Origin of the sequence: Amycolatopsis iheyensis, from assembly GCF_024703995.1 — a bacterium.
GTDB lineage: Bacteria > Actinomycetota > Actinomycetes > Mycobacteriales > Pseudonocardiaceae > Amycolatopsis > Amycolatopsis iheyensis.
Map to the genome: position 1 here is coordinate 1 of NZ_JAMXQV010000059.1, position 13,575 is coordinate 13,575.

At 74.7% G+C, this 13,575-nt stretch carries 1 protein-coding gene and 1 pseudogene; both read right to left on the reverse strand.

Annotated elements, in window-relative coordinates; genetic code table 11:
• Positions 1 to 340: 340 nt before the first annotated feature.
• Positions 341 to 6,106 (reverse strand): annotated as a pseudogene (locus tag M8542_RS50785) (type I polyketide synthase); the annotation flags it as partial.
• Between the two features lie 35 nt (positions 6,107 to 6,141).
• A partial coding sequence (locus M8542_RS49460; protein ID WP_257927402.1) for a type I polyketide synthase occupies positions 6,142 to 13,575 on the reverse strand: 7,434 nt, incomplete at its 5' end.

The window sequence follows — 13,575 nt, forward strand, 5'->3', positions numbered from 1 at the left end:
CGCAAACGCTGGACGATGCGCTGGAAACCCGCGTTGAACGCGTTCGAGATCGCGTTCGACGGCCGCCTGGCCGCCGGACGCAAGTAGATCCTTTCAACCCGAGTTACACCGCTCGTTTGACAGACCCCTCCCCGGCTCGAATCTCGCACCCCTTCGCCCGAACTCGCGTGACTGAAGCCCGAACTCGCGTGATCGAAGGCGGAACTCGCGTGATTGGGCGGGCATCTCGCGTGATTGGCGAGGCATCACTTGTGATTGGAGGGGCATCACTTGTGATTGGGGAGGCGACACGGCGAAAAGGCCCTCCTGTCTGGGGGGCAGGAGGGCCGGTGGGCGAGGGTTAGAGGGAGGACAGCCAGGTGTGGACCTTTGTTGCTGTTGTCGGGGCGTGGTCTTGCATCATCGAGAAGTGGTCGCCTGGGGTGTCCACTGTGGGCGCGTCCCAGGTTGCCTGCCAGTTCGGGCGGTTGGCCCACGATGGGAGCGGGGTGCCGGCCCGGACGAGCAGCGTGGGGGTGGTGAGCGCCGAAGGGGTCCAGCCGTCGAAGAGGTCCAGGTAGCCGCCCATGGCCGTCAGGCGCGCGTCGCCCACCGATGCTCCTGCCATTTCACCCGTCAGCTCGTCCTGGACGTCCGACAGGACTTCCGCGCCCTGCAGGTACGTGTCCAGCAGCACCAGACCGCGCGGCGCCAGGCGCCGGGCGAGTTCGTGCGCCACCGGGCCACCCGACGAGTGCGCCGCCAGCGCGAACGGGCCCGACACGTGCCGGGACAGGACCTCGGCCAGCGCGTCGATCAACGCCGGCAGCGACTCGGGCAGCGGCTCCCCCGGGTGGTAGCCCGGCAGCGTCAAGACCGACGTCGAACGCAGGTCCCGCAGCGACGCCGCGAACCGCGCGTACTCCTGCGGTCCCGACATCGCCAGCACCGACGGCACGCAGATCAGCTCGCTCTCCGCCGTCCCCTTGGCCAGCCGCACGACGTCGACGCCGTCGGGGCGCTCCCCCGGGCCGAACGCCGGCCGGAAGCGGGCCGCCCGCGCCAGCAGCTCGACGAACTCGCCGAACCGGCCCGCCGCCGAAGCCAGCATCGGCCCGAACACCCCGGCCGGTTCCGCGGGAGCGGCCGGCGCAAAACCGGCCACCGCCGCCTGCGCGACGTCGAGGACCGTCGGCTGCTCGAACACCAGCGTCGCCGGCAGCGAAAGGCCCAGCGAAGCGTTGATCCGGTTCCGCAGCTCGACCCCGGTCAGCGAGTCCACGCCCAGCTCCAGGAACCGCGCCGCCGGGCCGATCTCGGCCGCGTCGGCGAGCCCCAGCACGTCGGCGACGTGCCCGCGCACCAGGTCCACCACCAGCTTTTCGGCCTCGGCCGGGGCCAGCGCCGCGACCCGCGAAGCCAGCTCCCGCGACGACTTGCGCCGGGCGGGCACCCGCACCAGGCCACGCAGCAACGGCGGCACCTCACCGCCCTGACCACGCACGACGGCCGGCAGGTCCAGCCGCAGCGGCACGGACAGCGCGCGCTCCCCGGCCAGCGCCGCGTCGAACAACGCGAGCCCCGCCTTCGTCGACAGACCGCCGCCGGACACCGACGCCGTGGACTCGCCGCGTTCCTCCCACAGGCCCCACGCCATCGAGTGCGCGGGCAGGCCCAGGGACCGGCGGTGCTCGGCGAAGGCGTCGAGGAAGACGTTCGCCGCCGCGTACGCGCCCTGCCCGGGGTTGCCGAACACGCCGGCCGCGGACGAGAACAGCACGAACGCCTTGAGGTCCGCGTCGGCGGTCAGCTCGTGCAACGCCACCGCGGCGTCGGCCTTCGGCCGCAGCACGCCGTCGAGGCGCTCCGGCGTCAGGCCGCTGACCAGGCCGTCGTCGAGCACCACCGCCGAATGCACGACGGCGGTGAGCGGGTGCGCGGCCGGGATCGTCCGCAGCACTTCGGCGAGCCGGGTGCGGTCGGTGGTGTCGCAGGCCGCGATCGTCACCGTGGCGCCCAGGTCGGCGAGGTCGGCCGACAGCGCGTCGGCGCCCGGCGCGTCCGGGCCGCGGCGGCTGACCAGCAGCAGGTTCCGGACGTCGTACGCCGTCACGAGGTGCCGGGCCAGCAGCCCGCCGACCGCGCCGGTGCCGCCGGTGATCAGCACGGTGCCTTCCGGGTCCAGCGATGCGGATCCCGAAGGCGGCGACGTCTTGGCCAGCCGCGGAACGAGCACGACGCCGTCGCGCACCGCGAGTTCGGGCTCGTCGGTGGCCAGGGCATCCAGTGCGGGCACGGGACCGTCGTCGAGGTCCAGCAGGCCGAACCGGCCGGGCTCCTCCGCGGCCGCCGAACGCAGCAAGCCACGCGCGGAAGCCTCGGCCACGCCGCGCGTGACCACCACCAGCTTGCTACCGGACGGCACTTCGCGCAGCCAGCGTTGGACGAGGTCCAGCGCCGAGCGCGCCGCATTCCGGGCGGCGGTCGCGAGATCGGCGCCGGATGAGTCCACAGTGGCCAGCAGGACGGCTGGTGCGGAAGCCATGGCGACGACCGGCAGGCCGAGGCCCAACCGATCCTCGTCCAGCACCGCGATGTCCACAGTGGACGATGAGACCGGCGCCGGGGTCCAGTCGACGTGGTAGAGCGGGTCGGCCGACGGCAGGTCGCGCGTCTGCACGGCGTCCACCGAGAACACCGGCGCGCCCGAGGAGTCCGTCGCCGCCAGCCGCATCCCGTTCGCACCAGGCGAAAGCCGGACACGGAGAGCAGTGCTCGCAGAAGGGAGCAGGCGCACACCGGTGAAGGAGAACGGCAACCCGGGACGCCCGTTGCCGAGCAGGTCACCCAGCAGCGCCCCGTGCAGCGAAGCGTCCAGAAGCGCGGGATGGACGGCGAACCCGTCACCCGGAGCGTCCAGGTCGACCTCGGCGAACACTTCGTCGCCGCGCCGCCAGGCCGCGCGCAGGCCCTGGAACGCGGGGCCGTAGCCGAGCCCGATCACCGCCAGCTCGGCGTAGATGTGCTCGAGGTCCACCGGCGACGCGTCCGCGGGCGGCCACGCGCCGACGTCCGGGAGCGGCTCCGAAGTCGGGACAAGAGAACCCGTGGCGTGCAGGGTCCACTCGGTCCCCTCGGCCCGCGAATAGACGTCGACCGAGCGCGTGTCGCCCGCCGGGCCCAGCGCCAGGTGTAGCTGCACCGACCCCTCGGCGGGCAACACCAGCGGGGCCGCCAGGGTGAGGTCGGCCAGCGTCCCGTACCCCCACTCGGCGCCGGCGGCGATCGCCATCTCGACGAACGCGGTGCCCGGCAGCAGCACCGCGTCCATGGCGGCGTGGTCGGCGAGCCAGGGGTGGGTGGCCAGGGAGACGCGGCCGGTGTAGCGGACCGCGTCCGACTCGGGCAGCGCGACCGCCGCGCCGAGCAGCGGGTGACCGGTGCCGATGAGGCCTGCGGCGGTGACGTCGCCGGTGGTCTTGAGCGCGCCCAGCCAGTAGCGCTGCCGCTGGAAGCGGTAGGTCGGCAGGTCGGCGAGCCGGCCGCCGATCGCCCAGTCGACGACGGCGCCGTGCACGTGGGCCTCGGCGAGCGCGGCGAAGAACCGCGGCAGGCCACCGTCTTCGCGGCGCAGCGACCCGACGACGGCGGCCTCGGCGCCCGCGGCTTCGAGGGTCTGCCGGGTCGGCATCGCGATCACCGGGTGCGGGCTGCACTCGACGAACACCGTGTGCCGGTCCTGCGCCAGCGCCGTGACAGCGGGCTCGTACAGCACCGGCTGCCGCAGGTTCCGGTACCAGTACCCGGCGTCGAACCCGGCGGTGTCGTGCACCGCGCCGGTGACGGTGGAGTACATCGGGATCGTCGAGCGCCGCGGCCGGATCCCGGCCAGGTCGCGCAGGAGGTCGTCGCGCAGGGCGTCGACCTGCGCGGAGTGCGCGGCGGTGTCGAGGCCGGGCACGCGCTTCGCCCAGACGCCGTCGGTTTCACAGGCCGCGAGGAACTCCGTCAGCGCCGCCGGCTCGCCGGAAACCCCGCAGGAGGACGCGCTGTTGACCGTCGCGACCGACAGCCGCTCACCCCACGGCTCGAGGCGCGGCGTCAGCTGCTCCTGGCTGAGCGCGACGGTCGCCATCGCGCCGTGCCCGGACAGCCGGGCCGACACCTTGCTCCGCGCCGCGACGATCAACGCCGCGTCGTCGAGGTCCAGCCCGCCGGCGACGTAGGCCGCGGCCACCTCACCCTGCGAGTGGCCGACGACGGCCGCGGGCTGGACACCATAGGAGCGCCACAATGCGGCCAGCGAGACCATCACGGTGAACAGCACCGGCTGGATGACGTCGATGCGGTTCAGCTCGGGCGCGCCCGCGTCTTCGCGCAGCACCGCCAGTACCGACCAGTCGAGGTGCGCGTCGAACGCCTTCGCGCACTCCTCGGCGGCTTCGGCGAACGCGGGCGCGGCGGTCAGCAGCTCGCGGGCCATGGCCGGCCACTGCGAACCCTGGCCGGGGAAGACGAACGCCACCTTGCCCTGGGCGCGGGCCACCCCGCGGACGACCTGGTCACTCGGCTCGTCGTCGGCCAGCGCGGCCAGGGCCGCCGGGACGTCCGCGCCGACGACGGCCGCGCGGTGCGGCAGCGCGGCGCGGGCCGTGGCGAGGGTGTGGGCGACGTCGGCCCGGTCGAACCCGCCGGCGAGCGCGTCGCGCAGCGCCCGGGCCTGGTCGCGCAGTGCGGCCGCCGTCTTGCCGGAGAGGACCAGCGGGAAAGCGCCTTCGGGCGACGCGCTCGCGGGTTCCGGAAGAGCCTGCTCCAGGATGATGTGCGCGTTCGTGCCGCTGATCCCGAACGACGACACGGCCGCGCGCCGCGGCCGGTCGACCGCGGGCCACGGCACGTTTTCCGGCACCAGCGCGACGGTTCCGGCACTCCAGTCCACATGGGACGACGGGTGCTCGGCGTGCAGGGTCCGCGGCACCACGCCGGCCCGCAGTGCCTGCACCATCTTGATGACGCCGCCGACACCGGCCGCGGCCTGCGTGTGACCGATGTTCGACTTCAGGGAGCCCAGCAGCAGCGGGCGGGCGGCCGGGCGCTCCTTGCCGTAGGTGGCGAACAGGGCCTGCGCCTCGATCGGGTCGCCGAGCGAGGTCCCGGTACCGTGCGCTTCGAGCGCGTCGACGTCCGATGTGGACAGTCCAGCGGCGGCGAGCGCTTCTCGGATGACCCGCTGCTGCGAGGGGCCGTTCGGGGCGGTGAGGCCGTTGGACGCGCCGTCGGAGTTCACCGCCGAGCCGCGGACGAGCGCGAGGACCCGGTGGCCGAGCCGCCGCGCGTCGGAAAGCCGCTCCACGACCAGCATCCCGGCGCCCTCGGCCATGCCGAACCCGTCGGCCTCTTCGGCGAAGGCGCGGCAACGCCCGTCGGGGGACAACGCCTTCTGCTGGCTGAAGCTGATGAACGCGTCCGGCTGCGAGACGACCGTGGCCCCGCCCGCCAGGGCCAGCGAGCACTCGCCGGTGCGCAGGGCCTGCGCGGCGAGGTGCAGCGTGACCAGGGAAGACGAGCAGGCGGTGTCGACGCTGACCGACGGGCCTTCGAAACCGAACGTGTAGGAGATCCGGCCCGACGCGATGCTGGTGGAGTTGCCCAGCGCCGCGTGCGCTTCGGATTCGGCCGGGATGTCGGTGGCGCCGCTGGCGTAGCTGCTGTTCATCAGGCCGGCGAACACGCCGACCTTGGCCCGGCGCAGCGACAGCGGGTCGATGCCGCCGTGCTCCAGTGCCTCCCAGGACGTCTCGAGCAGCAGCCGCTGCTGCGGGTCCATGCCGAGGGCCTCGTGCGGCGAGATGCCGAACAGGCCGGGGTCGAACTCCGTGGCGCCGTCGAGGAAACCGCCGTGCCGCGTGGCGGAGCCGTCGGGGTCGCGGAGGCGCTCCAGGTCCCAGCCGCGGTCGGCCGGGAACTCGCGCACCGCGTCGACACCCTCGGACACCAGCCGCCACAGCGCCTCCGGCGAGTCGACGCCGCCGGGGAACCGGCAGGCCATGCCGACGATCGCGATCGCCTCGGTCTCCTCGGCCGCGGCCAGCCGCTGCCGCGTCTGGTGCAGCTCCGCGGTCACCTGCTTGAGGAAGTGCCGGAGCTTGTCCTCCGTGCCGGTCATGAGATCCCCAGTTCCTTGCCGATGAACTCGAACATTTCGTCGTCGCTTGCCGCGTCGAGCCGGCCGGCGACGTCGTCGCCGCGCCGGCCGCCGTCCCAGCCGCCGAGCAGCGCGGTCAGCCGGTCGCGGACCTGCGCCCGGACGTCGTCGCCGAGGCCGGTGAGCGACGCCTCCAGCCGGTCCAGCTCGGCGAGCACCGGCGGGACGGCCGGCTCGGCCGGGGCCAGCTCGCCGTCGAGGTACTCGACCAGCGCGTGCGCGGTCGGGTAGTCGAAGACGAGCGTGGCGGGCAGCCGGATGCCGGTCGCCGCGCCGAGGCGGTTGCGCAGGTCCACCGCGGTCAGCGAGTCGAAGCCGAGCTCGGTGAACGCGGCCGCGGGGTCGACGTCGGCGCCGGCCGCGAAGCCGAGCACCCGGCCGACTTCGGTGACCACGAGGTCGCGCAGGACCTGCTCGCGCTCGGCGCCGGTCAGCGGCGTCAGGCGCTGCCGCAGGGCGTCCGCCGAAGCCGCCGACGCGGCCGCGGCCGTCCGCAGGGCCGCCGACGGCCGGATGAGCCCGCGCAGCAGGTGCGGGACCTCGGCCGAGCGGGCCCGCACGCCGGCCAGGTCCAGCTTGGCCGGGACCAGCAGCGCGGCGCCGTGGGCGCGGGCCGTGTCGAACAGCGCGAGCCCTTCGGCCGCGCTCAGCCCGGCGCCGAGCCGGGCGCGGTCGGCGGCGCCGAGGTCGCCGGTGAGCGCGCTGGCGTCGGCCCAGAGGCCCCACGCCAGCGAGCAGGCCGGCCGCCCGGTCGCGACGCGGTGCTGGGCGAGCGCGTCGAGGTAGGTGTTCGCCGCCGCGTAGTTCGCCTGGCCGGGCGCGCCGAACACGCCGCCGGCCGAAGAGAACAGGACGAACTCGGCGAGGTCGGCGTCCTTGGTGAGCTCGTGCAGGTTCCAGGCGGCGTCGACCTTGGGCCGCAGCACGCGGTCCAGCTGCTCGTGGGTCAGGTTCGTGACGACGGCGTCGTCGAGGACGCCCGCGGTGTGGATCACCGCGGTCAGCGGATGCTCGCCCGGGATCGTGTCGAGCAGCGCGGACAACGCCTCGCGGTCGGCCGTGTCGCAAGCGGCGATCGTCACCGAAGCGCCCTCCAGGGACGCACGCAGCTCCTCCGCGCCCGGCGCCGAAGCCCCGGAGCGCGAAGTGAGCAGCAGGTGCCGCGCCCCCGAAGCCACGAGGTGCTTCGCGACGAGCGAGCCGAGCACGCCGGTGCCGCCGGTGACGAGGATCGTCCCGTCCGGGTCGAACGTCCTCGGTTCCGCGACCGCTCCGGGTGTGCGGGTGAGCCGCGGGGCGAGCGCGGATCCCTTGCGCAGCAGCAGTTCCGGCTCGGTGCTCAGCAGCGCCGATGGCAGGGCCGCGAGGGACTCCGCGCTGCCGTCGAGGTCGAGCAGCGCGAACCGGTCGCCGTGCTCGGACAGCGCCGACCGCGTCAGGCCCCAGATCCCGGCGGTCGCGAGGTCGGCGACGTCCGGGCCGGCGGCCAGGGCGGTCAGCAGCACCAGCCGCACCTCCCGGTCGTCGGCGAGCCAGCCCTGGATCAGGTCGAGGGCCTCCCCGACGGACTGCGGCGAGGCCAGCACGACGTCGGCCGGCTCGGCGACATCGACGTGGCCGGTGACGCCGTAGCGGTCGGGCCCGAGCAGGGCGACGCTCTGCCGGCCGGCCGGGAGGGCGACGCCCACCCAGTCCAGCCCGAAGAGCGTGTCGTTCGCGGCGACGGCGGACGCGCCGAGCTGCTTGACGTCGACCTCCGCGGACTCCAGCGCCTCGATTTCGGCGACCGGTGTCCCGGTGGGGTCGGCCAGCTGGACGGCGACGATGTTCTTGGCCGCCGGGGAGAGCCGGGCTCGCAAGGTGGTCGCGCCGGTCGCGTGCAGGCTCACGCCGGCCCACGAGAACGGCAGCCGCACGACATCAGGGTGCTCGCTCGGCGTGACGAACTCCCCGAGCGACATCGCGTGCAGGACGGCGTCGAGCAGGGCCGGGTGCACGCCGAAGCTCTCGGCCTCCCCCGGCAGCTCGACCTCGGCGTAGACGTCCTCGCCGGCGCGCCAGGCGGCCTTGAGGCCCTGGAACGCGGGCCCGTAACCGAACCCACCGGAAGCGAGTTCGGCGTAAAGGCCGTCGAGGTCGATTTCTTCGGCGCCGGCGGGTGGCCAGGCCGTCAGGTCGAAGCCCGCTGCCGGGGCGGCGTCGGTGAGCAGACCGGTGGCGTGCCGGATCCAGCCGCCGTCCTCCCGGCGGGAGTGGATGTCCAGCTCGCCGTCCGGCCCGACGGTGACCTGGACCCGGACCGAACCGCGGCCGGGCAGCATCAGCGGGCTCTGCAGGGTCAGCTCGGCCACGTGCGGACGGCCGGTGCGCGACCCGGCGTGCAGCGCGAGGTCGAGCAGCGCGGTGCCCGGCAGCAGCGGGTCGCCGTGGACCGCGTGATCGGCCAGCCACGGGTGGCTGCCGAGCGACACCTGCCCGGTGAACACGTGGGTGCCGGTGTCGGGCAGGTCGGTGGCGCCGGTCAGGATCGGGTGCCCGCCGCCGGTGAACCCGCTCCGGTCCTGGCCGGGGCGCGGGGTCAGCCAGTAGCGCTGGTGCTGGAAGGCGTACGTCGGGAGCGGGACCTTCCGCGCGCCGGACCGGCTGAAGAAGCCGGACCAGTCGACGGCGCCGTGGTGGGCGTGCAGCTCGGCGACCGAGGTGAGGAACCGGCGCTGACCGCCGTCGCGGTGCAGGGTGCCGAGCACCGCGACCGCGCGGCCGGCGGTGTCCGCCGCGTCGGCGAGGGGGCCGCCGAGCACCGGGTGCGGGCTGACCTCCACCAGGTGCGTGAAGCCCTGCGCCAGCGCCGTCACGACCGTCCGGTGGAACCACACCGGGTTCCGGGTGTTCTCGAACCAGTACTCGCCGGTGAGCTCGGCGGTGTCGATCGCCTCGCCGCGGGTCGAGGAGTAGAACGGGATGTCCGTGCCGGCCGGGCGGATCGGGCGCAGGGCTTCGGTGATCTCCGCCTCGCACAGCCCGACGCTCGGGTGGTGCGACGCGAAGCCGACGTTGACCCGGCGGTAGTGGACGCCGTCGCGTGCGCAGGCCGCGCCGAACTCGTCCAGGGCCGCGTTGGCGCCGGCGACGATGACCTGCGACGGCCCGTTGACGACGGCGACCGTCAGCCGGCCACCCCACGGTTCGAGGGCCTCGGCCGCGCGTTCCGGCGTCAGCAGCACCGAGGCCATGCCACCGGCGCCTTCCAGCACGCGCAAGGCCTTGGCCCGCAACGCGACCGCGCGGGCGCCGTCTTCGAGCGACAGCGCGCCGGACACGGTCGCGGCCGCGATCTCGCCCTGCGAGTGCCCGATCACCCCGGCGGGGACGACACCGTAGGAGCGCCACAGCTCGGCCAGCGCGACCATCACCGCCCACAGCGCGGGCTGCACGACGTCCATCCGCTCGAGGGCGGCTTCGTCGGCGAGCACGTCGAACAGCGACCAGTCAACGAACTCCGACAGGGCCGCGTCGCACTCCCGCAGCCGGGCGGCGAAGACCGGCTCCCGCCCGGCCAGCTCCAGTCCCATGTGGACCCACTGCGTGCCCTGGCCGGGGAAGACCATGAGCACCCGGTCGGTGCCCGAGCCGGTGCCGGTGACGACGTTCGTGTCGTCCCCCGCGGCCAGCTCGGCCAGCCCGGCGAGGAGCTCGTCGCGGTCCGCGGCGACGACCGCGCCGCGGTGGGCGAACGCGGTGCGCCCGGCCAGCAGGGAGTGCCCGAGGTCGGCGAGCGCGACGTCCGGTTCGGCCGAGATCCACTCGCGCAGCCGGGAAGCCTGCGCTCGCAGGGCTTCCGGCGTCTTGCCCGACAGCACGACGGGCACGACCGGTGCCTGCCCGGGAGCCGGCGCGGGAGCTTCCGGCGCCTGCTCCAGGACGACGTGCGCGTTCGTGCCGCTGATCCCGAAGGAGGAGACAGCCGCGCGGCGCGGGCGGTCGACCGACGGCCACGGCCGGGACTCCCGCAGCAGCTCGACCCCGCCGCCGTCCCACTCGATCTGCTCCGACGGCGTCTCCGCGTGCAACGTCTTCGGCAGCACCCCGGACCGCAGGGCCTGCACCATCTTGATCAGACCGCCGATGCCGGCCGCGCCCTGGGCGTGGCCGATGTTCGACTTCAGCGAGCCGAGCCACAGCGGGCGGTCGGCGGGCCGATCGACGCCGTAGGTGGCCTGCAGGGCCTGGACCTCGATCGGATCGCCGAGCGGCGTGCCGGTGCCGTGCGCCTCGACCGTGTCGACGTCCGATGCAGCCAGTTCGGCGGTGGCGAGCGCCTGCCGGATCACCCGCTGCTGCGAAGGTCCGTTGGGGGCGGACAGGCCGTTCGACGCGCCGTCCTGGTTGACCGCCGAGCCGCGCACGACGGCGAGCACCGGGTGCCCGTGCCGCCGGGCCTCGGAAAGCCGTTCGAGCACGACGACACCTGCGCCTTCCGCCGCTCCGAAGCCGTCGGCGTCCGCCGAGAAGGCCTTGCAGCGCCCGTCCGGCGCCAGCCCGCGCTGGCGGCTGAAGAACACGAACGCGTCCGGCGTCGGCGTGACGTGCACCCCGGCGGCCAGCGCCAGCGAGCACTCCCCCGACCGCAGCGCCTGCACCGCCAGGTGCAGGGCGACCAGCGAAGACGAGCAAGCCGTGTCGATGCTCATCGACGGGCCTTCGAGGCCGAAGGTGTAGGACACGCGCCCGGACACGACACTGCCCGCCGCGCCCGTGGTCAGGTGGCCCTCGACCTCGTCGGCGAGCTCGCCGATGCCGGTGCCGTAGGTGGCGCCCATGACCCCGGCGAACACGCCGGTCTGGCTGCCGCGCAACGACCGCGGGTCGATGCCCGCGCCCTCGATGGCCTCCCACGACGTCTCCAGCAGCAGGCGTTGCTGCGGGTCGGTGGCCAGGGCTTCACGGGGTGAGATGCCGAAGAACTCGGCGTCGAAGTCGCCCGCGTCGTAGAGGAAGCCGCCGCGGGTGGTGTAGCACTTGCCGGGCCGGTCGGGGTCCGGGTCGTAGAGCGCGTCGAGGTCCCAGCCGCGGTCGGCCGGGAACTCGCCGATCGCGTCGGCGCCCGTGCTGACCAGGTCCCACAGCGCGTCGGGTGTCGTGACCCCGCCGGGGAACCGGCAGGCCATCGAGACGACGGCGATCGGGTCGTCGGCGGCCGCCGACGTGGTCGTGGTCGCGACGACGTCGGTGGTGCCGAACAGCTCGGCGGCCAGGTGCGCGGCCAGGACCTTCGGGTTCGGGTAGTCGAAGATCAGCGTGGCGGGCAGCCGCAGGCCGGTGGCCGCGGCGAGCTGGTTGCGCAGCTCCACCGCGGTCAGCGAGTCGAAGCCGAGCTCGCTGAACGCGGTCTGCTCTTCGACGTCGGCGGCCGAGTCGTGGCCGAGGACGGCGGCGACCTGCCCGCGGACCAGCTCCGACAGCTCCTCCGCCGAGGTGTACGCGCCGGCTTCGGCCTTCGGCGCGGCCTGCGCGGCGCGCCGCAGCTGCGGGCGCACCAGGCCGCTGAACAGCGGCGGGAGGTCCGGCACGGCCCGCAGGGCGGCGCGGTCGAGGCGGATCGGCACCAGCAGGGCCTGCTCGCTCGCGCAGGCCTGGTCGAACAGCCGAAGTCCTTCGGCGACGCTCAGCTCGGTGACGCCGGAGCGTTCGAGGCGCTCGCGGTCGGCGTCGGTCAGCTCGGTCGTCATGCCCGCGGCGGTGTGCTCCCAGGAGCCCCACGCCAGCGAGTGCGCGGGCAGGCCGGCCGCCCGGCGGTGCTGCGCGAGCGCGTCGAGGAACGTGTTGGCGGCGGCGTAGTTGGCCTGGCCGGGGCTGCCGAGCACGCCGGACGCCGAGGAGAACAGGACGAACTGGTCGAGGTCGCGGGTCAGCTCGTGCAGGTGGACGGCCGCGTCGACCTTCGCGGCCAGGACGCGGTGCAGCTGCTCCGGCGACAGGCTCGTGACCAGCCCGTCTTCGAGGACACCGGCGGTGTGGACGACGCCGGTGATCGCGAAGCGGTTCAGCACGTCGGCCAGCGCGGCACGATCGGTGACGTCCGCGGCGACGATGTCCGCGCCCAGCTCGGCACGCAGCTCGGGCGCGCCGGGGGCGTCGAGACCACGGCGGGACACCAGAACGAGCCGCGCGCCGGACGCGGCGAGGTGCCGGGCGACCGCCGAGCCGAGGCCGCCGGTGCCGCCGGTGATCAGGACCGTGCTGTCCGGGCCGAACACCGGGGCGTCCACAGTGGACACATGCGCGGCCGCCAGGCGCGGGGCGAACAACCGCTCCCCGCGCTGGGCCAGCTGGGGTTCGGCCAGCGCGCCGAACACGAGGTCCGGCGAGACGGGACCGTCGGTGTCCAGCAGGACGAACCGGCCGGGGTGCTCCGACTGCGCGGCCCGCACCAGGCCCCACACCGGGGCGTGGGCGAGGTCGGGGACGGCTTCGTCGCCGGTCGCGACCGCGCCGCGGGTGACCAGGACCAGCGGGACGTCTTCGAGGCGGGCGTCGGCCAGCCACGACCGCACCAGGGTCAGCGCCTGCTCGGCCGCCGCGTGGGCGTCGGCCGCGAGGTCGCCGGAACCGTGGTGGCACAACGCGGCGAACACGACCCGCGGCGGTTCTTCCGCGGCGGCGACGGCCGAGACGTCGAGGTAGCGCACGGCCGCGGGCAGCCCGATCTGGTCCGCGCCGAGCACGCCGACGCGGTCGGGACGCGGGGCGGCCTGCGGGTCGAGCGCGGTCCAGGTGACCTGGAACATCGCGTCCGAGCGGGCCTGCGGCCGGTCGGCGGCCCGGGTCCGCAGGGACTCCGCGGCGAGCACCGGCGCGCCGGTGCCGTCGAAGACCTCGACGGACACCTCGCCCTCGCCGCGGACCAGCCGGACCCGCAGTTCGGTGGCGCCCGCCGCGTGCAGCGAGACGGACTGCCAGGCGAACGGCAGCTCCGGTGCGGCGCCGTCCTCGGCGAACAGCCCGATGCCGTGCAGGGCGGCGTCGAGCAGCGCGGGGTGCAGGCCGAAGGCGGCGGCTTCGTCGTGCCGGTCCTCGGGCAGGGCGACCTCGGTGAAGACCTCGGCACCGCGACGCCAAGCGGCCCGCACGGTGGCGAAGGCGGGCCCGTAGTCCAGCCCGGCGGCGGCGAGGTCGGCGTAGAGGTCGCTGACGTCGACCGCGGTGGCATCGGCGGGCGGCCAGGCCAGGGCGCCGGGCGGCGTGGCGGCGAGCCGGGCCGGGGCGGCGGCAGACTCGGCCGTGGCGGCAGGGTCGGCGGCAGGCCGGACCGGGGCAGCGCCAAACTCGGCCGCAGCCGACAGACCAGCGCCGGGCTGCGGCGCGTGCAGGCCGGTGCCGGGCGGCATGGC